Origin of the sequence: Hymenobacter sp. BT559 (assembly GCF_017571525.1) — a bacterium.
GTDB lineage: Bacteria > Bacteroidota > Bacteroidia > Cytophagales > Hymenobacteraceae > Hymenobacter > Hymenobacter ginsengisoli.
Map to the genome: position 1 here is coordinate 55,279 of NZ_JAGETY010000017.1, position 24,533 is coordinate 79,811.

Here is a 24,533-nt window from a genome sequence, read left to right on the forward strand (position 1 = left end):
GGTTCTCGGGGACTATTTTTCAACTTTGGCGCAGTGTTTTCTGGCACAGACATTCTTGGATTATTGGTTCTTAATCGCTAGTGTCCGTTGCCCTGTTCCACCTCCGCTTTCACGGACCAATCCGCCCGCATTTAATTAGGGTAGGCCCTGCGCGCATACGAAAATTTATGAATTCACCCACTACTACCAAGCTTTCTGGAAACCTTGAGCGCTGGCAAAACCAGGTTCGCGAGCCTGCCCTAAGTATGTTACTTGTGGGGCAAGTGTTGGTGCTGTTTGTGGCGGGCCCCCTACTCAGTGCCCACATGCTGAACTTTGCGATGATGGATGGTCTGCAGCTACTGCTGCTGCTCATTTCTTTCTTCGCGCTGCCCTTGCACAGCCGGGCACGGGTGCTCATTCTGGTCTGCCTGGTTCCTATCTTGTGGATGCTGTATGCGGGTCCGGACCCCCGCTTGGGCATTTTGCTGCACACGGGGACTACCTTGGGCATCACCGTGGCCGTAGCCCGGGTGGTGTTCCGGGCCAAGCGGATTAGTCGCCATCAACTGCTGGGAGCCGTGGTGGTTTACCTGAACTTGGCCCTGCTGTTCGTGGGGGCCTTCGACGCCATTAACTGGGCCTTCCCCGGCGCATTCACTGATGGAACCAACGTTTCCTTGCAAACCGGCGAGCTGGTGTATTTCAGCCTCACTACTCTCACTTCCACCGGCTACGGAGATATTCTGCCCGTGCATCCACTGGCCCGCAGCCTGGCCAACCTGGAAGGCGTCATGGGACAGCTCTACCTCGCCATTTTGCTTGCCCGGTTGGTCAGCCAGCACAGCTCCAAAGCAAAACACCGTCCCTAGTCTACTTCCTGAGACTCCCAGCTCGCTGCCTAAATTAGTAGGTTAGCCATCGCTGGATTCAATTCCCTAAATGGCAGTTTTTGCGGCTGCGCTCACCGGCCCAGCCCAGTGCTGCTAGCCACACCTTTTCCCAGCCGCCCGCAGGTATTAGTTGTCCTGGCTGCCATCTGGGGTAAAAATAACCTAAATTCTGAGGGGCGCATGGGGGTAACGGCTACTTCCTGACTCTTACCCGCAACACCGCGAGTTGTGGCATGGCCACTACTGGCAAACGACGGGCCTCACGGCCACCACCGTGAGCCTGGCCCCGGGCTTCTTTATGCCCGGGGCCGTTTTCTCAGACGAAGCTGTTTATGCCGGCCAAAACCCTCGCCTTTAGCATTCTACGACAACGGCGGTTATTGGTGAGCTTGCTGCTGCTGCTCACTGGCATCTTCGGTTGGCACGCCCGCAAGGCTGAGATTACGTACAACTTAACCAACGTAGTCAGCCCCACGGACCCTGACCTGCTCTACTTTCAGCAGTTCCAGCAGATGTTTGGCCAAGACGGTAACGTGCTCGTGGTGGGGCTAGCCGACTCCCGGGTGTACCAGCTAGCGGGCTTTCGAGCGCTTCAACGCTTTAGCCAAGGCCTAACCCTGGTGCCCGGCGTCACGCGGGTACTAGCCCTGCCCACGCTGCCGGCTATCCAGAAAGATTCGGTGCAGGAGCGATTCACAGCCCGCCCGCTGTTTGAACCCTTGCCAGCTACGCAAGCCCGCCTCGACAGCCTGCTGGCCCTGGTGCGGCAGGAGCCGCTCTACCAAGGGCAGGTACTCAACCCACGCACGGGCGCCACCTTATTGGCCCTGACCCTCGACCCGGCCTACGTCAATTCGGCGCGGCTGCAAGCCGTGCTCCGGCAGATTACGGGCCGGGCCGACCAGTTTGAGCACCAAACCGGTATCCACCTGCATTTCGCCGGCCTACCCTATATCCAGGCGGTCGTTACGGCTAAGGTCACCAGCGAGATGCGGTTCTTCCTGGTGCTTTCCGTGCTTATCATGGCCCTCACGCTCTACATGTTTTTTCGGTCCTGGGCGGCCGTGGTCATTCCGCTACTGGTCGTGCTGGTCGTTGTGGTGTGGACCGTCGGCTCGCTGGTGCTGCTGGGCTATAAGATTACTTTGCTCACGGGGCTGCTGCCGACGATTATGGTCGTGATTTGCCTGCCCAACTGTACGTACCTGCTGGCCCGCTACTATTACGACTACCGCAAATCCGGCAACCAAGTTCTGGCCATGCTGCGGGTGATGCGCAAAATCGGGGTCGTGACGCTGCTCAATAATACGACCACGGCCATCGGGTTTTTCGTGTTCTGCTTCACCGACATTGCCGTGCTTTTCCAGTTTGGGCTGGTGGCTACGCTCAATATTTTCGGGGCCTTTTTGGTATCGTTTATTCTGATACCCATCCTTTTTACCCATCTACCCCCGCCCACCACTAGGCAGGTGCGGCGCCTCGAAGCCCGCCCGCTCGTGCGGCTGCTGGCTCTGCTGGAGCGGGTCGTTTTGCAGCACCGCCCCGGGGTGTATGCGCTCACCGCCGGCTTACTCGTGCTTGCGGCGCTGGGCCTGACGCGCGTTAATTCGGTCGCGACCATGGTGGATGACATTCCCCTGGGTAGTCCGGTCCGGGCGGACCTGCGCTTCTTTCAGCAGCAATTCAGTGGCGTGATGCCCCTGGAAATTGTGGTGGATACCGGCCACAAGCGGGGCGTCCAGCAGCTGCCGAATCTGGCGCGCATCGACCAGTTCGAGCAGTATCTGGCTACCCTACCGGGCCTCACGCCCTCGCTTAGCGTAGTGACCGGGCTCAAAACCGCGACTCGGGCGTTTTACAACAACGCGCCCGGTTCGTACCGCTTGCCCGATGCGACAGAAGTCGTTTTTATGCAGCGGTATCTGACGCGCTCGCAGCGGGCGGGTGGCCGGGCTGCCTTTGGTCTGCCGACCCTGGTAGACTCCACCGGGCAGCGCGCCCGGCTTTCACTGCGCATGGCGGACATAGGCTCCACTCGGTTAGCTAGCCTGCTTCAGCAGATTGACTCCCGGGCTCGAATCCTGTTTGCCGGCTCCAGCCTGAAGGCTCACCTGACGGGAACGACGCTCATTTTCACGAAGGGCACGGCCTACCTCATTCATACGCTCAAGGATAGTCTGCTGCTGGCCTTTCTCCTGGTGGGGCTCGTGGTCTACCTACTCTTTCGCAGCTTCCCGACCGTTTTCTTTGCTTTAGTGCCGAATCTGGTCACGCTGCTGCTCACGGGCGGGTTGATGGGGTACCTAGGCATTCCGCTCAAGCCGAGCACTGCCCTCATCTTCAGCATTGCGCTGGGCATTGATGGCGACAACTCCATTCACCTGCTGGCCAAATACCGCCAGGAGCTGGTTCTTAACGGCGGGTGGGCCCGGGCCGCTATTGCCACTACCCTGCGCGAGGCGGGCACCAGCATGCTCTTTACCAGCATTATCCTGCTGCTGGGCTTCGGGGTTTTTATTTTCAGCGACTTCGGCGGCACCCAGGCGTTGGGCATCCTGATGGGCGCGTCCCTACTACTGACCAACTTTTCGAACCTGGTGCTGCTGCCCTGCCTGCTGCTAACGTTTGCGCCAGCCCGCCAGCGGGAGCCCGTAGCAAGTGGCTTACCTCTCCTACAGTGAGTGGCGAATAGCTAGACAACACAGAATAGCCAGTAGCTGCGCCGCAAAATTTGGCGGCACGGACCTGACGCCCCTAGGCAACTGACTACTAACCTGCTGATTCGCTATTTTTTCGCAACTAGCTAAAATAAATGTAGCAAGGGCGTAGGGGGATATAAGCTCAACAGTATCTATTGCTTAATTCCCAGGCCGCGCAGTAGCTGAGCGCTGGGGAGGTTGTCTTTATTCCCTCATTAGCAAGCCGGTCACCGTTCATGCGCATCGCCTATTTCTCTGAATGTATGCTGCCCGGCCAGGACGGCGTTTCGCGGGTCGTAAATCGGGCTGCCGCCTATCAGCGGGAGTTGGGTAATACCCTCTGCTGGATTACCGCGGTGCCCGACCCGCACTTGCCCGAGCAGCAGCTCAGCACCTTCAGCATTCCCGTGCCAGGGTACGCCCCCTACCGCATGAGCCTGGGCTGGACGCAGGCCCTGCGCGCCAGGCTCATCGCTTTTCAGCCGGATATTCTGCACATCCATGCCCCGTTCTGGCTCGGGTGGGCGGCGGCGCGGCTGGCCCGGCAACTGGGCATTCCGTGCGTAGCGACCTACCACACCGACTTTATTAGCTACGCCAGCTACCACGGCGCGCGCTGGCTGGCCCCCGGCATCCGCTGGCTCAACCGCCGGGTATATAACGCGTGCACCCTGACGCTCGCCCCCTCGTGCGCCACCCAGACCATGCTCACGGCCGATGGAATTGCGCGAACGCGGGTGCTGCCGCACGGCGTGGATACAACAGCTTTTCAGCCGCGCTTTCGCTCGGCGGCGTGGCGTAAGCCCTTTGGGGCGGACAGCTGCATCCTACTGTACGTGGGGCGGCTGGTGTGGGAAAAAGACCTGGCACTGCTAGCCCAGGTGCTGCCCGACCTGCTGGCCCGCCGACCCGATGTAACGTTCGTTTTTGTGGGCGACGGCCCGGCCCGCGCCACTCTGCAGTCGCAGCTGCCTCAGGCACACTTTCTGGGTTATCAGACGGGTGACGACTTAGCCACTGCCTACGCCTCCAGCGATGCGCTCGTGTTTCCGTCTGCTACCGAAACCTTTGGCAACGTGACGCTGGAGGCGATGGCCTCGGGCCTAACCTGCCTGGTGGCCGATGCGGGCGGCTCAGCCGATTTAGTCGAGCACCGGGTGACGGGCCTCAAATTCACACCGCACTGCGCCCATAGCCTGGCCAGCAACCTGCGCGAGCTGGTGGCCGACAAAACCCAGCGCCGGCGCATGGCCGCGCATGCCCTGGTTTTCGCCCAAACTCAGACCTGGGAAGCTATCCTGGACCAGCAGCAAGCAGTCTATGCGGAAGCAGTGGCCCACCTGGCCTATACCGGCGCAACCCTCTGGGTTTCTTCCGACCGGAGCCAGCAGCCCACCCCGGAAGCGGCCCGAGAGCTCCCGTCCTGGCATTCGCAGTTGGCCTAAGTGTGGTAACCCAGCCGGCGCCAGGTAGAGGGGGCTTGTATTCGAAGAAGTAAGTAGCGCTAGTGTAGCCCGTAGTGAGTGGTCAAGTTTAAGTTTCCCCGGCCAGTAGCCGCCTTTGGCCGCTTCTGGCTCTTTCTGCAGGCGATGCTCAGGCAGCCGGAGCGGGGGCCGGTGCTCTGGCACCGCACGCTGGAAGAAGCCGTTAGTATTGGGACGGACTCCGTTTTTATTGTCGGGTTGGTGGCCTTCTTTATCGGGGCCGTCACCTGCGTCCAGATTGCCTATAACATGGTCAATCCGCTCGTGCCGGTCAGTATGGTCGGCTACATGGTGCGCGAGATGATGATTCTGGAAATGGCTCCCACTATTACCAGCATTGTGCTCGCCGGCAAGGTCGGCTCCTCCATCGCCGGGGGCCTCGGCACGATGCGGATTACCGAGCAGATTTCGGCGATGGACGTCATGGGCATTAATTCGGCTTCTTACCTAGTGCTACCCCGCGTGCTGGCTGCCTTGTTTGTATTTCCCTTGCTCGTCATCCTGGCCATGAGTGTGGGCATTCTGGGAGGATATACCGCCAGTCAGGCCGCGGGGCTAATGGCCAGCAACGACTACATCACGGGAATTCGCTACGACTTTGTGCCTTATACAGTGCTGTTTGCGCTTATCAAGTCCATCGTCTTCGCGTTTTTAATCGCTAGTATTGCCGCCTATAAAGGGTACACGATGCGCGGCGGCGCGCTGGAAGTGGGCCTGGCCGGTACGGCGGCCGTCACAAATTCCATTATTGCCGTGTTGCTGGCCGACTATCTGATGGCTGCCCTGCTATTATAAAGGTCATAGCCTACCGAGGAGCACCACTAGGTACTGACTAATCGGCGTTCGTTCAAGCAAGAATAAGAAGTAACGCTAACTGATTCGGAACCATACCAGCAGCCGACGTTCAGCTATCTACCCTAGCAGTGCTGCGACAACTTCAAGGGCTTCAGCGGCAATTAGTTGGAATTAGTCGAGTAACGCAGGAGGCATCAAAGAGGAACCGGTATTTTTATTCGCTGCCGCTAGGGCCAACTTCAACAGCCCGGCCAACCTACTAGACTTTCACATGCGCTACTCTTACCGCTTAGGATGCTTTGTCCTACTAGCCCTGCCAGCTCTGCTGGCCTGGCAGCACCAAACGCCCAGGCTGACTAATACAGCTATCATCAGTACCCAACCAATAGCGGCTCCTGGTTGCGCCAAGGCGCAAGGGTTGGCGCGCGTCGTATGCCTAGCGGAGGCTTTTAAAGCCACCTTGAGCCCTAGTCAGCTGGCGGAGCTGCAGCGGTCGTACTCCAAGACCGAAGCTGCCTGCTGGTCAAACTTTCCGCAGCAATTTTCGCGGCCCCAGCGAGTCGGCATTGCCTTGGGGTCACTTACGGCGCCGCAGCTAGCCGCAGCCAAGGCCTTGCTGGCCAGTGTGCTGGTGCCCGGCGTACCAAACGAGGGCTACGATGAGCTGGAGGGTAACCTGGTCGCCGATAACTACCTGGGCACGGCTACTAACCAGACCCAAACCTTTGGGGCGGGCAACTATTATCTGGCCCTGCTGGGCACGCCGAGTCTGACGGGTCGCTGGGAGCTCCAGTACGGGGGGCATCACTTTGCTTTTGCCAATACGTACCAGGGCGGTAAGACTGCGGGCGTAACGCCTGACTTCCGGGGTGCCGAGCCGATGACGCCCGTTACCGACCACGGCCACATCTACCAGCCGCTAGAGCAGGAGCGCGCCGCCCTGGCTGCCTTGCTGGGCAGCCTGAGTACCGCCGAGCGGGCCAAAGCCCGGCTCACCACCTCCTTTAACGACGTGCTGCTGGGACCCGGGCAGGATGGGCAGTTCCCCACTACCCGGCAGGGCGTGCGGCTCAGCGAGCTGAGCGCCGCGCAGCAGCAATTAGCCCTGCAAGCCATCCAGCGCTACGTCGGCGACCTAGATGCGGTCACCGCCGCCCCCATCCTGGCTCGCTACGCCGCCGAGCTGCCTGCCACTTACCTGGCTTTTGTAGGCGGTGGCACCATGAGCCATGCCCACGACTACGTGCGCCTCGATGGGCCCAGCTTGTGGCTGGAGTACTCGGGCCAGCCCAGCCGCGATTTTCCGGGCACCGTGCACCCGCACTCGGTCTGGCGCGACCGTAGCACCGACTACGGCGGGCGCTAGGCGGCCGGGTCGCTGAGGGTGAAGGGTCATCCCAGCGCCCTACCAGAAGAACTAAGGGCGTAACTGAGGTGTTGACAGCATGGGGAAGGCACCATGAGCAGCACTTGGAGGCGCTCAGCGTGGCGACGCAGGCGTAGCCGAAGCTTGTCCGAGAACGCGGGTGGCTGTTGCAAAACTCTGAACTAGCTATCCACTGACGCCTCAGGCGGCCAAGATAAGCTAGCAACCCACCTTAACTAAGCTCATTTAAGTCTATTATTAGCGATGCGGCCTGCTTCCGAGCTATCCGCAGCGTTCTGCAACAGCCACGACCGTTTGCAACACGTTATCAGTCTGAGGCCACTCCTTTGAGCTAGACTTTTAACTAGGGTCGCCGTGCGACGGAACGCTACTAAAGACGGTAAGCTAAGCCGAAACGGAGGGTGCGCGAGTGAACGGCCCCGTTCACTTAGTAATCGGGTACGTCGGCCAGCACATTCCGCAGGTCGGTCAGCTCCCACGCGTAGCTCGCCGAGAGGCCCCATCGGTGGTACCACCCCGTCACATCTGCCCGCACGCGCCAGTCCAGTTGGTGGGCCAACGAGTAAGGCGTGTTGATGGTCCAGGCGGGGCTGGTGGTGATAAACGTGTCGTCGTGGGTGTCCTCCCCCATTTCGCGGGCGGCCAGCAGCACGGCTAGCTCCGGGCCGGCCAGGGCATCGACTTGCACCCTTCCGTGGCCCAGCCGCTGCCCGAAGCCCGCCAGCTGCGTCATTCGCAAGTGCGCCGCGCCCGTGGCCGCAACCGTCAAGGGCCCGGCGTAGTGGGGAGGCGGGAAATCAAAGCGCGTCACCGCCGCCCGGCTGCGCGCGTAGTCATACCCCAGGTCCAGAGTCGCGAGCCAGTCCCTCGCCCCCACGTATTGTGCCCGCACACTGGCTCCCACGCCCGTCCCCTAACTAGGGCCATACGGATTAGAGGCATAGGCCGCCGGAGAGGCCTGCTCAGAAAAATCCTTATTTATCGTAGTCGCACGCTGTGTGCCGTCGCCGGCGAAGCGGAATAAGCCGAGCTGTATTCGACCTGGTACTTCGGTATGTTGCGCGAGGGGGGGCGTGGTTAGCAGCGCGGAAAAAGTCAAAGTAAGGAGGTTTTCATGGGGAGCGGAATACGTGTAAGCGCAGCAACGAAATTAGGAGCCAATGTTTTGCGTATTCGTTGTAGTAGCAGGTAGGTGCCTACGCAAAAACACAGCTACCCCCTTAAAACACCATTCTTGGCCCTCATTTCCAGAACTTTAACCCCGCATTGGTTTCAAGAGGGGGTTTATACCTTCCTTTTTGCAAGTGCAAAATACCCGTATAACCTCAAGTAGTAGCCTGTTAACTAATCACTTATATGTATCAATAAGCGTGATTTCAGGCAATGCCGTAGCCCCGGGCGGCATCGCGGGGACCGCGTTCCATTCGTACCCGGTTTTCCACGGCGTTTGCTGCGCGTAAGGCACGAGCTGATACTGAAACGTGATAGTCTGGCCCACCTGATAATCGGCGGTAGCGGGCAGCGAGAACGTTTTCACCTGCTGGTAAAGTGTGCCCTGGTAGCCCGCAAGAGACAGCGGGGCCACGTCAATGCGCCAGCGCGGGCGCGGGTTTTGCCCAGTCCCATCAAGGGTGGTTTCTACTTTGACCAGCCGTCCGCTTGTTAAGTCCGAGGCAGGGGACGCATCGCCGCCTTTCTGGCACCCACTGCTGATGGTCAGCCAACTCGCGGTGGCTAGGGCGGGTAGTGAAACAGCTTTCATAGCAGGCACGAAGTGGTAAAAAGGGGTAGTTGGCTACAAAAGCTTGATAGATAACGAAATGATAGCTATTTAGCGTAAATCGTTGCATCGACGCTAATGATAAATAAAAAAGCCGATTATTTAGTGTGTAAAACCGGAAAAGTACCACGCCGGCCGTCAACCGGGCCAATACCGATTTGGCAAAGTCGGCCACCTGAACGCCCGTGGTGTGCGTCCTGCAGTTGGCGGCCCAGTATATCGTCGGCCGCCAGCTCCAGCATGGTTTTTTCCAGCCCCTGCACGAACAGCACCTGCAGGTAGCCGCCCATGCTCACCGTGGCACTCACCTGTTCGATGGTGTGCAGGGTGTTGCGGCTGATAACGGCGCCCGCTACGCGCGCCGCAGGCGGATATGCTCGCCGGTTTGTGTCAGCAACGGCTGCAGGCGGGGAAGTAAGACGACGGAGTCTTTCGGCATAAAGCGCAATATAAGGAGCAATTATACGCAATTTCGCTCCTTATATTGCGCATTACAGACAGCTGTTATTCTTACTGCCGAGGGGCTAGCGCAGGCCACAGATTTTCAGGAACAGTCCTCCTGGGTTCTTCGTGGCCTTAACCTTGTCGGTTTTCAGCTGATAGGTGAACTTGAAGAGTTGGTCCAGGTGCTTGGGGTCGCCCAGGATGGTAGCCACCAGCTGGGGCTGGGTGATGCCCAGCGTTTCCAGGTGCTGGCGGGCCGCAGTAGCCCGGGCATCCTCGGCGGGCTGCTCAAAAGGAATGGGCAGCTGCTGGGGCTGCTGGCGGGCAATGGTGAAGCGCACCGCATCATAGGCCCTCCCCTTCTTCACCAGCTGGTAGTCAACCTTGAGGTCGGTGTGCTCGCTGACCTGGCGCACGGCAATGTCCAATACCCGGGCTTTGAGCTGGCTGATGTTTTGAAACAGCTCCGGCTCCCTGCCCTTGGGGTCCTTCAGGTGCAGCATCTGCTTGAACTCGTCGAGTGGGTAGGTGCGCGTAGTGGCCTTGTCCTTCCACTGGCTGACGAGCTGGTAAATGCGCTTGGCGTACTTGCTGCTCAGCTTCAGGGCCGAGTGCAGCTGGTAGGAGGTGAAGTTTTCCTTGAGGTTGAACAGAAAGGGCCGGATGGGCGCGGCCAGCTGAATCTGCAGGCAGCCTTTGCCTTTGATGTACTCTACCCGCTGAAACATCCACAGCTGCTGGTAGGTCCGCTCGTTTTCCACCTCGAACATGCGCGAGCCCATGTCGGCCGTCGCCTCGCGCAGCTGCTGATAGTTCCACTGCCGCCCCGTCAGGGCTTCCACGTCCTTGACGTAGATGGTGTACTCCTGGTCCGGGGTGTCATCCCGGCGCAGCCGGGACAGCAGGTAAAAGAAGATGTCCAGCTGGCAGGCGGTGTAGTCGTAGCGGGCCTGCGTGATGGCGTTGTGCTGGCGGACGACGGGCACGGCCGTCACCACGGCTACGGAAGTATCTACTGACTCCATTGCGAGGGGGTTAGGTCGCAAATGTAAGCAAGTAGCCGATATAAAAACCACGGTGCTAATTGGGCGTGGTAGTTGGCTTATAAAACGTGGTGCTCAGGCTTATAAAACGTGGTAGTTCACTTATAAAACGTGGTATTAAAAGGTATAAAAAGTGGTTTTTCGCTTATAAAAAGTGGTTTTATACCTTTATATACTACTGAATATCAGTGACTTACGAACCCTACAAATAGACAAGGATTAACAAATAAATTCACAAAGGTTGTTGATACCTCTGCCGAAGAGCTTTTTAGGGTGGTGGTCCAAACCAAAGGCCAGAACAAACAAGAAAACAACAAAAAGAGCAGATTGACCTAACGCGTACAGGGATTGCACTTTTACAAGTTAAATATAAACAATACCCATTTAAAACCACGTTTCATAAGTAGCTCCAGTTTCAATCAGGCCCCCAGCCTACGCAGCTCCTGGACCACTTTTTATAAGCCATTTCGGTTATTTTCAGAAGGCCAACAGGTCTTACTAACTTTTTACTAATTATTAACTAACAGTGAATTACCACTTTTTATAAGCCTTTCGGGTCCCTGCAGTAGCGAACTAGCACGTTTTATAAGTGAAACCCCGGTTCGCTACCTACAGTAAACCCACGATTTTGCCTTTCCAGAACGCTTCACGAGGCCTTTGCGCGAAGTCAGGGAAGATTAAGCAACCTGCGACGGTACGTCTGCCACCCTGCCCTCATGCGAAGCTTTAGGCGAGAGCTTATAAAATGTGAGAGATGGAGAAGTTGACTGATGGCCCCTCCCCTACCCCACCGCCCCATAGCCAAAACAGCCCCCGAAGGGGCTGTTTGGTTGTTTCTGCTGCGAAGCACCCCTACTTAGCGGGCGGCAGCTTACCGGTTTTGCGCAGGTGCGCGTCGTAGTGTCGGTGAGCAGCTTCCAGGTAGTTCTTGATGGTGGTGGGCGTTTCCGGGCCGGGGCTGGCCAGCAGCAGGCTCATCTTAATCTCCTGCACCACGGATTTAGCGATTTGCACCGTGTGCAGCGGCACTTCGGCCTCCAGCACGGGCTCAGCTGCTGCCGCCGGTTTCCGGCCCCGGGTGGAGGCTCGTACGGGTGCGGCAGCAGGAACAGGCACCGGGGCTGAAACAGCCGCTGCAGGAATGGCTACCGGCGCCGCGATGGGTTCTACCGGGGCGGGCGGCGCGGTAGCCGTTCGGGTGGCCTCCCCTCCCATCCCCGCCCGGGCCTGCTGGCGGGCTTCTTCGGGCACTTCAATGCGACGGCGCGGGGTGATTTGTGGTTTCTCGAAGCCCATTATTTCGTGGAGGTTGAAGCGGTGGATACAGAAGCGACGGCCGTAGCGCGGCGGTCGGGCAGGCCCAGGCGCTCGATGAGCTCCTCGCAGACCCGGCGGATTTCGTCGCTGGTGTCCTTGGTGCCGCCGGCGTAGCGCGCCCAGGCCGGATTTAGCAGGCTGTAAAGCGTGGAGGCCCGGGTGTAGGCCTTGCGGTGACCCAGGTAGGAGTTGAAGCGCGAGAGGCCCAGCCCGTCGATGTAGTCGTCCATCTCCTTTTCCTCCCGCTGCCCCGCCACGCGCTTGGTGGGCAGGCCGTAGTACTGAAAGTCAATCTGGGCGTCGTCGGCGGCTTTCTTGATGGCTTCCAGGATAGTCATGAACTCGGCCGTGGAGGCCCGGTCCAGGTAATCCGACACCAGGGGCACAATCACCGCGTCGCAGGCCGTCAGGGCGTTGAACACGTCATCGCCATCGGCCCGGCCCGGCACGTCGATAATAATCAGGTCGTAGTTATGCTCGGGGTTGTCGATGAAGTCGAAAATCCGGTTCAGCTGCCAGGGGTAGACGTCATAGGGGTACTGGGCATCAGGGTTGGTTTCGCGCAGCCGGGCGAAGTTGGCCGCGTCCACCTGCTCGCGGGTCTTGACAATGCTCTGCTGGTAGTCGCAGTCCAGGACGGCGATGCGCAGGCCGTACTCGGTCGCCAGCGGGGCGGCGAGCACGAGGGCCAGGGTGGATTTACCGGAGCCCCCCTTTTGGGTGGCAAAGCTGATAACCTTGGACATAGTTGGTGCGGGGTTGAGGGCGAGCGTGGAGGCCGGTCACGACGACCAGTTGGACGGTGAGCCAAAAGTAATAGAAAAGTAGAAAAACAGAACACCACTTTTGCGGAAAAGCAGAAATGTTTTTACACAAGAAATCAGAATCATACTTCTGTCAATCTGTTGCTAATCATAAATACAAAAAAAACAGAATAACAGAAAAATAAAAAAACAGAAAGGCAGATTAACAGAAGAAGTGTTTTGCAGAACTGTATAGCTGCAGAAGGGTAAACCTGCAACCCGTACCAATGTACGCTACTTTTTTATGACAACAGAAATACAGGAAAGCAGAATTGTATAAAAGCAGAAGGCTACATTTCCTCCTGGGTAGCTAGCATGCTCACAGAGCTGCAGAAAAGCAGAACTACAGAAAATAGAAAAGTAGTGACGCTATGATTGGGATGCTATGCAGCCAGTTTATGAGCAGCAACAGAAATACAGGATTGCAGAACTAGAGAAAGCAGACCATGAATTGAAAATCTGGCTAGTTGACGCTAAGGAGGGATCTGGAAGGCAACGAAGCCCCAGCCTGACGCTAAATCATGACGCTTGACCAGCGACCGAAACCACAAGCAATTGCCCGATCCGCAAGCTAGCCGAGCGTGAATGAGCTGGACGGTTAAGGAAAAAGCACCAGCTGCTAACACGGAGATGCAAAGTTGCGTACTAGCTTCTGACTAACTTTTTACTAATCTTAGAATAGTCTCAGCAAGAAGAACAACTCAAATCCAGTGCTAACGCACTGTGATTGAGTTTTTTGTAAATCAGCAGAGCTGATTTATGGGCCATGTAAGGCTAAGTATCTGACTTAAAGCAAAGAATGTGGCCCGCAAGGCTGCTAAATCTGAAAAATACGATGAGCACCGAGCTACGCAAGCGGGTCACCCTGGATAACATCGCCCACCGGAAAGCCGAAGCGGCCGCGGCTGAAGTGGGGGCCAGTCTGGGGGTATACGCCAGCGCGGCCGTGGAATACTTTGCGACCCGGGGCCTGGACCCCCGCGAGACGGAAGCCCGCGAGGGCCAGCTCATCATGCAGCAGATAAAGAAGCTGGGTGACCGGGTATTTGGGTTCCTGCAGGAGCAGGAGCGAACGCTGCTCACGGCCATGCTGGAAGAGATGCTGCGCACCCGCCTCACGGTGGAGCGGGTGCTGCGCCTGAATGAAATCCTGGTCAACAACCTCAACGCGCAGCTGGAAACGCTCAGCCCGGCGCAGCTGCAGCGGCAGCAGGAAGCGTTGAAAGTACTGCGGCAGCGCAACGAGGAAGCGGTGGATAAGCAGGTTAAGGAAGCCTTGGATGCGGCCCAAATGAACGGGCCGAGCAAGCGCACCAAGCCTGCGGAAAGCCCGGTAGGGCAGGGGCAGTAGGGAGAAGAAAGCAACCATAACGCCGCCGAAATACCAGCACCTGACCCCAGATGTACGCCAAGCTTATTAACCCCAAAACGCACGGCAAAGCCGCCTATACCAACACGGGCAGCTGCGCGCAAACGCTCAATTACCTGCAGCACGAGGCGGTAGGGGAGGGGCAGGAAGCCACCTTTTTCAGCGCCGAATCTGACGAGGTGAGTGCCACGCAGCTGCTGCAAACCATTGACACCAACGTGAAGGGACTGCGGGCCACGGAGTCTAAATTCTACTCCCTGGTATTGAGCCCGAGCGAGCAGGAGCTGGCCCACATCGGCAGCGACCCTGATAAGCTCAAAGCCTACACCCGGGAGGTGATGAGCCAGTACGCGCAGAACTTCGTATTGCCCGGCGGCCGGCAGCTAAGCAGACAAGACATCAAGTGGGGCGCCATCCTGCACCAGGACCGTACCCACCGCGGCACCGACCCCGAAGTAGTGGCGGGCACTGCCAAGGCCGGGCAAAAGCGGGCGGGCCAGCAGGCCCACGTGCACGTCATCGTGAGTGCCCGCGACGCGCAGCAGCAGATTACCCTCAACCCCGGCGGACGTCGGCAGCGGTTTGATTTGATGCGCTGGCAGACGGCGGCCGGCCGGCAGTTTGAGCAGCAGTTTGGCTATGTGGCCCAGGACCACGAAAAGCTGCGACCCACGGCGGCTCGGACGCGGGATACCACCCACGACGCCGGGCGGCTGGCGATGATTGCCGAGCGGGTGGCTCGCATCAACCTGCTGGTACCCCACCCGCAGCGGCTGGCGGCCGAGCAGGTGCAGGGCATTGCCGTGGCCCGGCAGTTTGACAAGACGTTTTACCGGATGCTGAATCGGGTGGAAGAGCGGGCTCGCGACGGCCGCCCCATCGACAACGCCGTGCAGCTGCTGACGACCGGCAGGGAGCAGGCCCCCGCTGCACCAGGGCAGGCGGCCACGGCCCTGCAAGCGGTGCAGCACCTGGTGCACCGCAGCCAAGGGCGCGAGGAGCGCACCGAGCAGGTGGCCGAAAAGACCGGACGCCGCAGCGCCGAGCTGGACATCGAGATGTAAGCCCGGCCAGTCCACTATCACCATTTTCCGTTTTCTTATGAGTAGTCAAGCGCCCCGACCTACGGCTAACACCCAAAACATCCTCCTGCTTCTGGGGCTGCTGCTCCTGGGTTTGCTGGCTGGCGAATGGTATGTGCTGCAGCACTCGGCCGAGCTGGCCGCGGCCCGTGCCGCCCAGCGCCAGGAGCAAGCTGGCCCAGTCCTGACCCCGGCGCAGCGACTAGCAGCCCGGCTGCTGGTGGTTAACAAGGAGCGGGCCGAAGCCCAGCGTAAGCGACTGCAGCAGGCGGTACCGGTCGTAGGTAAGTCAGCCGCTGAGCTGGCCACAGCTACCGGCCAGGCCGGCGACCAGGTGGTGAGCAGGGGAGGGGCCGCCGCCCGGAGCGTGGCTAGCGTCGGGCAGGGGTTCAAAGACAAGCTGCTGGTCAGGGCCGGACGATTCTATGAGGCGGCCGGTAACTACTTGCGGGGGCTGTTACTGCTGCTGGCCCTCGGGTTGGTCTTCGGGTTGCCCGCACCCGAGCGCAAGCCCGGACAGGCGCGGCGCAAGCCCTTGCGGCCCGAGGCCGTGCGCATCGTGGTGGCCAGCTGCGCGGGGCTGTTTCTGCTCAGTGCTTACGTGCTGCTGACTATGGCTTCGTATCCGCCCGGCTTTATCCGTGCCGGCTATCCCACTGCGGCGACGCTGGCGCTAGCCAGCGGCCTGGTGGTCGGACTGCTGCGGGCCCTGACCAAAAGCCCGGACTTCGGGCTGAGCGTGGAGCGCCGGAAAGTGGAAACCCCGGACGGGTTCAACCTGCCCACGGAAGGGGGTGGTTGGGTGAACGTACCCAATCCCTACCGCGGCGTGCTGGTGCTCGGGGGCGCCGGGGCGGGCAAGACCTACTCCATCGGGGAGCCGGTCATCGAGCAGCTGGCGGCCAAGAACTTTGCCGGGCTCATCTACGACTTTAAGTTTCCGGTGCTGGCCGAGACGGCGCAGAAGGCCCTGGAGCTGGCCGGGCGCCGGCAGAGCCCGCCGCGGCTGCTGCCCAACGGGGAGCCCGAGCCGGCAGTGATGCTGCACGTCATCAACTTCCGCGACCTGACCCGCAGCGAGCGGGTGAACCCGCTACGGGCCGAGGACATGCCGGTGGTGGCCTTTGCCGAGGAATACTCTAGGGCCATCATCAACAACCTCAACCCGGCCAGCATCCGAAAGATGGAGTTCTTCGACATCAGCGCGGTGGCTTACCTGACGGGCATCATCTGGTTTTACAAAAAGCACTTTCCCCGCTACTGCACTATTCCCCACGTGGTGGCCACGGCCGTGCACAAGGACTTCAAGCACGTGCTCTCCATGCTGGAAACCGACCCGGAGTGCGCCGGCATGGTGCGCAGCATTATCACGGCCGTCGAGCAGCGGGCCGAGAAGCAGGTGGCCGCCGTCGTGGGAACGCTGCAGGTGATTCTTAACCGCATCAACTCCCCGGAAATCGTGTGGGTGCTTACGCCCGACGAGCAGGCAGGGGAGGGGTTCTCGCTCAACCTGAATGACCCCAAGCAGCCCGCGCTGCTCTGCATCGGCAATGACCCCACGCTCAAGGAAACCTTCTCGCCCGTGGTGAGCTGCATCATCACGGTGGCCATCAAGCTTATGAACCAGCAGCACAAGCACCGCAGCTACGTGTTCCTCGACGAAGCGGCCACGGTGTACGTGCCGGGGCTGGAGCTGCTGCCGGCTACGGCCCGCAGCAACAAGGTGGCCACCATTTACATGACCCAGGACTTGGCGCAAATGACCGATGCCTATGGCCCTGAGAAGATGAAGGTTATGGTCTCCAACCTCAACAACCAGTTTTTCGGCAAGGTCAACTCGCTCGACACGGCCAAGTTCATCTCCGAGCTCGTGGGCCGGGAGGATAAGGAGATGCACAGCACCAGCACCGGCAAAAGCCAGGGTGGGGCCGGCAGCCACGGCAGCCACAGCTCCAACCTGAGCACCAGCTACCAGGAGCGCAACCTGGTGCGGGTGCAGGACGCCATCGGCCTGCAGCAGGGCGAGTTTATCGGGCAGACCGTGGAAACGAAGCAAACCTTCTTTCAGGGCGTCATCTCCCGGACTGATGCGACCCCGGAGCGGTTTCCGCTGCACCCAGTGGCTACGTTTGGGACGAGCGAAGAGGACAGCGCCGCCGCGTTGTCGACGGTGGTGCAGGAGAACTACCGGCGGGTCAGTCAGCAGGTAAAAGAAACCCTGGCCCTGCATGTAAACACCTTAGCAGGAGGTACAAAGAATGAGGTGGATTAGCCTCAAAAACCCTGAAAAAAGCGACGTTTAGGCCCTTTTTGCTGTTAAGTAAGTACCCGTCATCCACATCCCTAGACCCATGATGAAGAGCTTTTTCACCCCCGCCCCGGACGGTCTAACGCCTGAGCAGCTGACCGCCCGCCAGGAGCGGGAGCGGCACGCTAACAACTCCATCGCCATCCTGATGAGCAATGGCCCCGCGCCCAGCCCGGAGGCCCTAGCCATCATGCAGCGGCACGTAGACGGGGAGATAAGCATCGAGGAGGCCATTGAGCTGACCGATGTCATGCTGCTGGCCCGCTACCGGCCGGGTGCCAGTTCCGCTACTACCGAGATTAACCCCGCGCGCTGATGGTAAGGGGCGACCGATTCAGCGACGAGAACGGCGTGCGGTTAAACAAGCTGGGCATTACCGACCCTCAGCAGCTGGCCCTGGCCGAAACCGACTCCTCGCTGCTGCGCCTGCAGCGGCTCAATGTGCAGGGCGGTATTCCCGGCGGGCGCTACGACCATGCCCATCTCAAGGAGGTGCACCAGAAGCTGTTTGAGGGCGTCTACCAATGGGCCGGCGAAACCCGGGCCGACCGGGAGTTTCAGGGGCACAAGCCTACCTACGTCACCGGCTTCAAGGAGACGATGACCTACGCGCCCTACCAGGAGATTGAGTCTCGCCTGAATGCCATCGGCGAGCACCTGGGCAAGGAGAATAACCTCAAGGGGCTGTCGAAGGAGAAGTTTGCCGAGCGTGCGGCCTACTACCTCGACCAGTACAACCATACCCACGCCTTTCGGGACGGCAACGGGCGCACGCTGCAGGCCACGTTTGTGCAGCTGGGCAAGGAAGCCGGTTACCAGGTGGACTTCGCCCGCATCGACCCGGCTACGCTGAACCGGGCCCGCGACCTGGCGATGGTACGTCCGCACGCGCCCCAGGAAGCAGAGAAGAATCTGCAGGCGTTGAAGGCCATGTTTGAGCAGGTGATTAGCCCGGCGCCGGGACTTGAAGCCGAGAGGCTACGCGACCCCAGTCAGGCGCGGCCACTGGCTGCCTTATCCCCGCAAATGAAGGCTATGGATGCCCGGCGCGAGCTAGAGGTGACGGGCTACCGGGTGATGGACATCGTGGCCAACATGCCCGGAGCTGGTAATTACGAGAAGGGCGTCGCAGTAGGGAAGGGGGTGGAGGCAACCAATCTGAACCCCGCGGCTGTTCAGACCCACCTGGCGCAGTTTAAGCAGGCGGCAGAGACGGTTGTCAAGCATCCAGCATTGCAGGGACCCGATGCCCGGCAGGACCAGCTGGATGCTAAGCGGTTGCGTGCGGCTGCCGAGCAAGTAAGTGAAATTGCCATGGACAGGGGTACTGCTGTAGGAGAACAGCGCAGCCCTGGCGCAGTGCCGCTTACCCGAGAGGAAGCACAGACTGCTTTCAAAGTGGCGGCTGCACAGATAGCTCTGGGGCTGCGTGAACGCAATCAAGTGTTAGCCGCGACCCGGTTACAGGCAGTAGTAGCGCATGTGGAACGCAACCCCTACTTGGGTGGACTAAACCGGGAGAACGTGGGCAAGGCCCTCGACTTAGCCGCGCAGATGCCGGGCATAAGCGGCAGTACGGAGTTAACTAAGCTGAAAGGGGCGGTGGAGGTGTTGGAAAAAGTACACCGGGGAGTGGAACAAGATGCCAGAACGGCTCCATCCGCAAAACGTGGTTCGGGGGAGCTAGAGCGATAAACTTTGTAAAACGGAGCCCAAGCGTAAGCCGGCTCTCTTAGCAAGCGTTGGGACCTTGCCCACGCTTAAACAGTATATTACCTTTGGCGCATATGGAATCAAGCACTCGCTTTCTTATTAGCGTCTTTTTAGAAGATGCCCACGCCGACCCGTTAGTTTTTATCTTTCAAGGCTCGCTGGTCGAGAATGTGATGTTTGGCGTAGGTGTGTCGCGGGTCGATGCTGATGCAATGGAGCCTGGGCAGCTCGCGGAATACCTGACGGACCATTATCTCAAGTCTTACCCAAGAGAAGCAGAACGGGTCGGGCGAGACACGATACTGGCAGCGGTTACCCGAGCGGGAAAAAGTCGGGTCTAGAAGGGAAAATGCCGGAAATGGGCCTTTATTGGATGGTTTTTAAGATGGCGTTTCCAGCTCGTAGAGGCACATTTTTCAGGCGTATTTTGCTGACCCTTATTGGAGTACATTCGGGGCATGATAATCGTCGCCCTTTACGCCCATATCTCGACCAAGGATAAAGGTCAGAGGCAATGTTAAGTTGGCCAAATTTTGGTAAATCCGCTATCTACTTATTCGATAGTATTTCATTCATCAAACAGCTTTGATGAAATGTAATACAACAAGCGTAATCACCCCAGCTGCAATAATGCCCTGCAGCACTAGGCTTCGGGTGCCGACTTCACGCAGTTGATGCTGCAAAGCTTGTAATTGGCCATCCACGCTCTCTTGCTGCCGTAACATGGCCTGTTCAATGGTAGCGAAGTAGTTGAGCAGTACTTCTTGGCTAGTCTGCGCTGTGTGGTGTAACACATCTTGCTGCGTACCAATAGATTCTAACCGATCTGAAAATCGGGCTGCATTCATAGCATCCCGAAAGGCAGTTAAGCTCGCTGTAATCACCTGTAACCGGTCGCCTACACCCGTGAGCACGTCTCCTTGCTTTTGGCCATCCTTGCGCAGCATTTCAGCTACCTTTTCAAGTTCGGCAGTCTGTTTGCCATATTCCTGAAGTGCCACCGCCAGCTGCTTTTTTAGGGCTTCTTCCCACTGCCGTGAGTTTGTACGTAGCAATTCGCTTTGCCCATCGATGCTTTTCTGGTGCTCCCGTCTGAGGTCTACCAGCAGGGCTTTTTGTTGCTCGTGAACCGCTTCAGCTGCTTGGATAGCTGCTTCGGCTGCCTGCTGCGACTCTAGAACGCTGGCCTTGGCCGTGCCAATGGTGTCCGTGAAACTTACGAGCCGGTTCAACTCTCGCTTTAAGATATCCAGCGAAGAAGTAGACTTGTCAGACATAGAAGTAAATAAAGTGGGTTAGGAACGGCGGTTATCAAATTTCTGGTTGAAGTCAGCCAGCCAGCGGCTGTTAATATCAAGAATTATCTCGTTGATTACCGTGTCAAGCACATAAGTGCCCAGCGCTGAATCGTAGCGGCTGATTTCCTCCGCGTAGCGCTGGCCAAATGCCTCTAATTCTTCCTCAGTCAGGTCTGTCTGCTCATAAAAAGCTACCAGCCCATCCCGCATTTTCTGCTGGCCGGTTTCTACCAGCTTAGCATCGGCCTTGCCAGTTGGTTTGTGATGCTCCAGAAACAAGGTGGCGAACCCGTCAAGCAATAGCAGCGCCCCATTGGTGGGCGCACTCTGTATCAGGCGTGTGCAGGCTCCGCGCAGGTGCTTGATATTGTCTTTTTCCTGGCCTAGGCCATCGGGCGGGTCGCCCATATAGCGCAGGTACTTCCACACTATTTCTTGGCTGAAGAAGGTGCCCTGCTTCAAATCCTCGGGCAGATGCTCAGCACGGGCATATTTCGAGTTGAAGTACAAGTCAAAGTACTCTATCAGGTCATCTCCCGTCAGCCCTTTGCGGCAGGCTGCCTCCATTTCGATAATGGCTTGTAAACGCTTGGTACTGACCTCCTGGTAAGTGAAATCCAGAATTTGTCCCAAGCATTTTTCCAGCAGCGAGTCACCTTTCTCTCGCTGCGCCGCTTCATCTCGCATTTTTCGCGCCCGGCCGCCACTGGTATAGCGGCCAAAGTAGCGCTCCAAGTTGTCTAGGTAAACTTCCTGGTGCTGCGGCTTAGGTGTCAGCACCAGTGTCAGGGTCCGGGAGCCGTAGTCAATCGTGTAGTCTTCTACCACGCCCAGCAGACACAGCCGATACACGGCCTTGTACGTGTCCTGCTCATCCCGAATGCGTAGGAAATTGCGCCGAATAGTATCGGTCACTTCGGCCGCCGGCTGTGGAGTAAGCGCTGGCTTGAGCTTATTCAAGAACTCCGTGGCAGAAGTAGCATACATCGCTGCGCTGCGTAACAGCGGCTCCGGAAGCGTGCAGCCGTGCGCCGCTGCCACCTCTGACATCTCGCTTAGTGCGCCGTTGGTAAACCCGATGGTCAACGGCTCCGGCTGCTGCCCCACCGCCACCCGCGCCAGCCGGGGAGCTACGCCTGGTGTTGAGGAAGCCGTGGTATGCGTCGCCAGCCAGTCGCCCATTGCCTGCTGCGAAGCCCGCGCCTCAGCGGGCGCGTCCTCCTCCAGGTAGCGTACCAACTCGTTCAGAATAGTATCGGCTAGCCCAGCTTCTATACTCAGGTGATGGTCAGCTATTTTGACTGGAGCTGTCGGGTTCCCAAAGTCAATCCGGCCGTAACCCACCCCAAATGCCTGATTGACATAGATAGAGCGCGGCACGCCGGCGCCCGGTTTCGGGTATAGGTTTAGTGTTACTGGCACCTGGAATATCCCCGTTAGCATTTCGGCCAGCTCTTTAATGGCCTGCCCCGCCGGAAATGTCACCGTCGTTAGCAGCTCATGCATAATCAGCGCTTCCTTGGTTCGCCCCTTGAAGCTGCGCTGAAAAAACTGCTTCGGAATGTGGCTATCGCTCTCGTGGAACAGCACGTAGTTCAGTGCAAACGCTTGGTCACGTCCTGCCCGCCCGGCTTCCTGCACGAAGCTCTCAATCGAGCTAGGGTAGTTATAGTGAATGGTAAACCGCACGTTGGGCTTGTCAATGCCCATCCCAAATGCTTTGGTCGCCACCAGTAGATTCAATTGGTCGCCCACGAAGCGGCTCTGCATCAATTCCATCTCAGCAGTTCCCGCTTCCGCGTCTGGGTCGTTCTGGTCGCTGCCCATAAAGTAGCCCACCTTTAGTGGGAGTCCGTCTATGCCTTGCAGCATGGTATGCACGTTCCGAACGCCCGCCGCGTGCTTTTCCGACTTATAAGGGCAAAAAATTAACCCCGCGTGTGGGTAGCGCTCCTGCTGCGCTGTGAAGAAGGTGTCGGCTTCAAACCCTCTAGGAACAAACCGTGCCTCAAAGCCTGCGGCCACTTCCGCGGCCTCAATGCGCTCCTTCAGCTCATCCGGCAGTTCGTACAGTAATTCCCGCAGCCGCTGGTGCTTGGCCGCGCCCACCGGGTCCCAATGCTTCTTGTGTTCCGCGTCAGCCTCTACCTCGATTATTCGATAGCTCAGTTCGTCGCGCCGGTTGGTTCTCGTTCTGATAACCGCGTCTAGGTCCAGCCGTAGCTCGCGCTCTACATCGGCCAGCACGTCAAACGAGGCCGTGGCCGTCAGACCATACAGCGGCACCGGCTTCTCATCGGTAAACGTGTGGCAGTACGTCCGCGCATTATCGCCCAGGCGTAGGTACTGCGTCCGAAAGTCGTGGCCCCATTCTGATACGCAGTGCGCCTCATCAATTACGCAATAGCTAAAGCCCACGCGGCGCAACGGATTATTCGGGCTGCGCATCCGCTGGAGCAGGTCGCGGAACGACTGTATCATCATCCGCTCCGGCGAGATGAAGAAAAATAGCAACTCCCCCCGACTCAGTCGCCGCAGGCGCAGCTCGCGCTGTGTCACCGACCGCACCGAGGAGTTCACGTAGCTCGTCGCGTCAATCCAGTTCTTGTGTAGTCCCTCAAACTGGTCCTGCATCAGCGACTTAATGGGGTCCACCACCAGCGCTACCCCTGGCTGCAGCAGCACCGCCAGTTGGTAGGTTAGCGACTTGCCCCCGCCCGTGGGCAGCAGGCCCAGCACACTTTTACCCTGAATGCCCCGGCTCAGAATAGCCAGCTGCCCCGCCCGAAAGTCATTCTTACGAAAGATGTTGCGCAAAAAGTACAGCATCGGCTCCTTGCGCTCCGGTATTTCTATATACTCCTCTTCGTCATTCTCTGGCGTAGAATGCACAATGGGCAAGTAAGGAATCAGCGGAGCCGTCTGGAAGCGGCGCGCCGTGCGTGGCGCGTAGGCCGTGCGAATAGCTACCCGCACCAGAGCCGCCACCGGTAGCTTTCCCGCCGTGAACCCCAGCCGCTGCAACATCGCCACGTCGAGCACTAGGTCAACCTCCCCATCGCTACTCGCTTGGCTCAGCGACCTAACTGTGTGCCCGGCTACCTGGTGCAGCTCCGCTGTCGCGTACTCGGCCGTAGTATACACCCGTAAGTCAATCTCGGGCAGGTGCCGCTCCCGGCCTTCCAGCTCGTACAACTCCAGGAAAAGCTCTTGCAGCCCCTCCATCGCCAAGTGCCCACAGGGTACGTCGCGCTCGATGATGGCCACGCGCCACCGCGGCTTGTGCAGGGGCAGTACCCCGCTGGCAATGCACTCTACCAGCGTCCGTTGCACCCGCGCCACGGCCAACGGGGTCAGCAGCAGCTGCAAAGCTTGTCGACCGGCCGTATCTGCGTGCAGTGGCTGTTGAAAGTTGGTGCGTAGGTGCCGCAGGTAGGCATACTGGCTCACCACTTCCCGCAACGGCTTCAGCGATTTCTCCGGAGCGTTGAAGTCCGCCGTGGCCAGCCGGGCCGTTAGCCAACCCGCTTGCTCAGTGGCCCAGTCGCGCCGATTATCCTTGATGCTTTGCCGGGCATCGGTACGATGCTGCGAGCCATCAATTTCTACCACCACCCCGCGCACTGGTGGGCTACCCAGGGCTGCCTCGTTGCGGTACCACGGGTAGGGGAGGGCCAACGTAAAATCCAGCGTCTGCTCCGTGAACTCCGACCCATTTACCAGCAACTGCTTGTGCAGCTGCTCCTGCTCATCAGGCGCAAACTCCAGCAGTGGGCGTAGCATCGTCTGCGGAGCCAGCACCTGCCACAACTCCGGCCCGAACAGCTCCGGCACCATGCGGGTAAAAAAGCGCCGCTCAAAGTCGCTGCCGTGGCTGGCCCACCCCGCCAGCTGCTGCTGGGTGCCCGCTGTGTCTTGAATGCGTGGCTCTACTACGTGCAGCGCCCGCCACAGTAGCTGCCCCCATTCCGCCGTTACACCGCCTAGTTCGTAGCGGATTGTGCCCAAATCTACCGTTTCTGCGACTCCCGCCGGCCAAGTATGCTGCAACACGTGCGCCGCCAAGCTCAACGGTGCGCGGGTGGGCATACCACGCGCTATCAGATTGCTGGCCACTGCCAGCAACCCTTCCGGCTCCG

19 protein-coding genes are annotated in these 24,533 nt (G+C 58.9%); 11 read left to right on the forward strand and 8 right to left on the reverse strand.

The window, feature by feature from the left end; translation table 11 throughout:
- Positions 1-245: 245 nt before the first annotated feature.
- The 5 genes from J4D99_RS19225 (at position 246) to J4D99_RS19245 (ending at position 7,216) form a co-directional block, all read left to right on the forward strand.
- Entirely contained in the window at positions 246-851 is a 606-nt protein-coding gene (locus tag J4D99_RS19225) for a potassium channel family protein (protein ID WP_208133367.1), read from the forward strand.
- A gap of 353 nt (positions 852-1,204) precedes the next feature.
- Positions 1,205-3,553: an efflux RND transporter permease subunit gene (locus J4D99_RS19230; protein ID WP_208133368.1), complete on the forward strand. Its 2,349-nt coding sequence runs from the start codon at positions 1,205-1,207 to the stop codon at positions 3,551-3,553.
- Positions 3,554-3,834: 281 nt separating this feature from the next.
- Positions 3,835-5,016 (forward strand): glycosyltransferase family 4 protein, encoded by a 1,182-nt coding sequence (locus J4D99_RS19235; RefSeq protein WP_208133369.1) that lies wholly within the window; start codon positions 3,835-3,837, stop codon positions 5,014-5,016.
- A 144-nt stretch (positions 5,017-5,160) separates the two neighbouring features.
- Positions 5,161-5,850, forward strand: a complete 690-nt coding sequence (locus J4D99_RS19240) for an MlaE family ABC transporter permease (protein ID WP_208133370.1) — start codon at positions 5,161-5,163, stop codon at positions 5,848-5,850.
- A gap of 271 nt (positions 5,851-6,121) precedes the next feature.
- Positions 6,122-7,216: a DUF3500 domain-containing protein gene (locus J4D99_RS19245; protein WP_208133371.1), complete on the forward strand. Its 1,095-nt coding sequence runs from the start codon at positions 6,122-6,124 to the stop codon at positions 7,214-7,216.
- A gap of 448 nt (positions 7,217-7,664) precedes the next feature.
- Here the strand turns inward: J4D99_RS19245 and J4D99_RS19250 are convergent, their stop codons facing one another.
- The 6 genes from J4D99_RS19250 to J4D99_RS19275 all read right to left on the reverse strand — a co-directional run bounded on the left by J4D99_RS19250 (position 7,665) and on the right by J4D99_RS19275 (position 12,567).
- The gene (locus J4D99_RS19250; protein WP_208133372.1) at positions 7,665-8,129 is read right to left on the reverse strand and encodes a hypothetical protein; all 465 of its coding nucleotides are present in this window, start codon (positions 8,127-8,129) and stop codon (positions 7,665-7,667) included.
- A gap of 456 nt (positions 8,130-8,585) precedes the next feature.
- Positions 8,586-8,999, reverse strand: a complete 414-nt coding sequence (locus tag J4D99_RS19255) for a hypothetical protein (RefSeq protein WP_208133373.1) — start codon at positions 8,997-8,999, stop codon at positions 8,586-8,588.
- Between the two features lie 116 nt (positions 9,000-9,115).
- Complete coding sequence (locus J4D99_RS19260) at positions 9,116-9,487, reverse strand: hypothetical protein (protein ID WP_208133374.1); 372 nt, start codon at positions 9,485-9,487, stop codon at positions 9,116-9,118.
- A gap of 54 nt (positions 9,488-9,541) precedes the next feature.
- The gene (locus J4D99_RS19265) at positions 9,542-10,486 is read right to left on the reverse strand and encodes a replication initiation protein (RefSeq protein ID WP_208133375.1); all 945 of its coding nucleotides are present in this window, start codon (positions 10,484-10,486) and stop codon (positions 9,542-9,544) included.
- A gap of 870 nt (positions 10,487-11,356) precedes the next feature.
- On the reverse strand, positions 11,357-11,800 hold the full coding sequence (locus J4D99_RS19270; protein WP_208133376.1) for a hypothetical protein: 444 nt from the start codon (positions 11,798-11,800) through the stop codon (positions 11,357-11,359).
- A complete protein-coding gene (locus tag J4D99_RS19275) occupies positions 11,800-12,567 on the reverse strand; it encodes a ParA family protein (RefSeq protein WP_208133377.1) in 768 nt (255 codons plus the stop codon). Before J4D99_RS19275 ends, J4D99_RS19270 begins: the two co-directional genes overlap by 1 nt.
- Positions 12,568-13,459: 892 nt before the next feature.
- Here J4D99_RS19275 and J4D99_RS19280 point away from each other — a divergent pair.
- From J4D99_RS19280 to J4D99_RS19305, 6 genes are all read left to right on the forward strand, one after another.
- On the forward strand, positions 13,460-13,975 hold the full coding sequence (locus J4D99_RS19280) for a BfmA/BtgA family mobilization protein (RefSeq protein WP_208133378.1): 516 nt from the start codon (positions 13,460-13,462) through the stop codon (positions 13,973-13,975).
- Positions 13,976-14,025: 50 nt separating this feature from the next.
- A complete protein-coding gene (locus J4D99_RS19285; protein WP_208133379.1) occupies positions 14,026-15,057 on the forward strand; it encodes a DUF5712 family protein in 1,032 nt (343 codons plus the stop codon).
- Between the two features lie 37 nt (positions 15,058-15,094).
- Positions 15,095-17,347 (forward strand): type IV secretory system conjugative DNA transfer family protein, encoded by a 2,253-nt coding sequence (locus J4D99_RS19290; protein WP_208133380.1) that lies wholly within the window; start codon positions 15,095-15,097, stop codon positions 17,345-17,347.
- Positions 17,348-17,426: 79 nt separating this feature from the next.
- Entirely contained in the window at positions 17,427-17,699 is a 273-nt protein-coding gene (locus J4D99_RS19295) for an antitoxin VbhA family protein (protein ID WP_208133381.1), read from the forward strand.
- Positions 17,699-19,078, forward strand: a complete 1,380-nt coding sequence (locus J4D99_RS19300; protein WP_208133382.1) for a Fic/DOC family protein — start codon at positions 17,699-17,701, stop codon at positions 19,076-19,078. The genes J4D99_RS19295 and J4D99_RS19300 overlap by 1 nt, the downstream gene beginning before the upstream one ends.
- 92 nt (positions 19,079-19,170) lie before the next feature.
- The gene (locus J4D99_RS19305) at positions 19,171-19,437 is read left to right on the forward strand and encodes a hypothetical protein (RefSeq protein WP_208133383.1); all 267 of its coding nucleotides are present in this window, start codon (positions 19,171-19,173) and stop codon (positions 19,435-19,437) included.
- Between the two features lie 234 nt (positions 19,438-19,671).
- On the opposite strand, the gene J4D99_RS19310 is transcribed toward J4D99_RS19305, so the two are convergent.
- Positions 19,672-20,373, reverse strand: coding sequence for a hypothetical protein (locus J4D99_RS19310; protein ID WP_208133384.1), 702 nt, complete (start codon positions 20,371-20,373; stop codon positions 19,672-19,674).
- Positions 20,374-20,391: 18 nt separating this feature from the next.
- Entirely contained in the window at positions 20,392-24,483 is a 4,092-nt protein-coding gene (locus J4D99_RS22270) for a DEAD/DEAH box helicase (protein WP_208133385.1), read from the reverse strand.
- Positions 24,484-24,533: the final 50 nt, after the last annotated feature.

What these genes read in the sequence shown, in the direction of transcription:
- J4D99_RS19225 (WP_208133367.1), top strand. Translation starts at nt 246, where the DNA reads ATGTTACTTGTGGGGCAAGTGTTGGTGCTGTTTGTGGCGGGCCCCCTA.
- J4D99_RS19230 (WP_208133368.1), top strand. Translation starts at nt 1,205, where the DNA reads ATGCCGGCCAAAACCCTCGCCTTTAGCATTCTACGACAACGGCGGTTA.
- J4D99_RS19235 (WP_208133369.1), top strand. Translation starts at nt 3,835, where the DNA reads ATGCTGCCCGGCCAGGACGGCGTTTCGCGGGTCGTAAATCGGGCTGCC.
- J4D99_RS19240 (WP_208133370.1), top strand. Translation starts at nt 5,161, where the DNA reads ATGCTCAGGCAGCCGGAGCGGGGGCCGGTGCTCTGGCACCGCACGCTG.
- J4D99_RS19245 (WP_208133371.1), top strand. Translation starts at nt 6,122, where the DNA reads ATGCGCTACTCTTACCGCTTAGGATGCTTTGTCCTACTAGCCCTGCCA.
- J4D99_RS19255 (WP_208133373.1), bottom strand. Translation starts at nt 8,999, where the DNA reads ATGAAAGCTGTTTCACTACCCGCCCTAGCCACCGCGAGTTGGCTGACC.
- J4D99_RS19265 (WP_208133375.1), bottom strand. Translation starts at nt 10,486, where the DNA reads ATGGAGTCAGTAGATACTTCCGTAGCCGTGGTGACGGCCGTGCCCGTC.
- J4D99_RS19270 (WP_208133376.1), bottom strand. Translation starts at nt 11,800, where the DNA reads ATGGGCTTCGAGAAACCACAAATCACCCCGCGCCGTCGCATTGAAGTG.
- J4D99_RS19275 (WP_208133377.1), bottom strand. Translation starts at nt 12,567, where the DNA reads ATGTCCAAGGTTATCAGCTTTGCCACCCAAAAGGGGGGCTCCGGTAAA.
- J4D99_RS19280 (WP_208133378.1), top strand. Translation starts at nt 13,460, where the DNA reads ATGAGCACCGAGCTACGCAAGCGGGTCACCCTGGATAACATCGCCCAC.
- J4D99_RS19285 (WP_208133379.1), top strand. Translation starts at nt 14,026, where the DNA reads ATGTACGCCAAGCTTATTAACCCCAAAACGCACGGCAAAGCCGCCTAT.
- J4D99_RS19290 (WP_208133380.1), top strand. Translation starts at nt 15,095, where the DNA reads ATGAGTAGTCAAGCGCCCCGACCTACGGCTAACACCCAAAACATCCTC.
- J4D99_RS19295 (WP_208133381.1), top strand. Translation starts at nt 17,427, where the DNA reads ATGATGAAGAGCTTTTTCACCCCCGCCCCGGACGGTCTAACGCCTGAG.
- J4D99_RS19300 (WP_208133382.1), top strand. Translation starts at nt 17,699, where the DNA reads ATGGTAAGGGGCGACCGATTCAGCGACGAGAACGGCGTGCGGTTAAAC.
- J4D99_RS19305 (WP_208133383.1), top strand. Translation starts at nt 19,171, where the DNA reads ATGGAATCAAGCACTCGCTTTCTTATTAGCGTCTTTTTAGAAGATGCC.
- J4D99_RS19310 (WP_208133384.1), bottom strand. Translation starts at nt 20,373, where the DNA reads ATGTCTGACAAGTCTACTTCTTCGCTGGATATCTTAAAGCGAGAGTTG.
- J4D99_RS22270 (WP_208133385.1), bottom strand. Translation starts at nt 24,483, where the DNA reads ATGCCCACCCGCGCACCGTTGAGCTTGGCGGCGCACGTGTTGCAGCAT.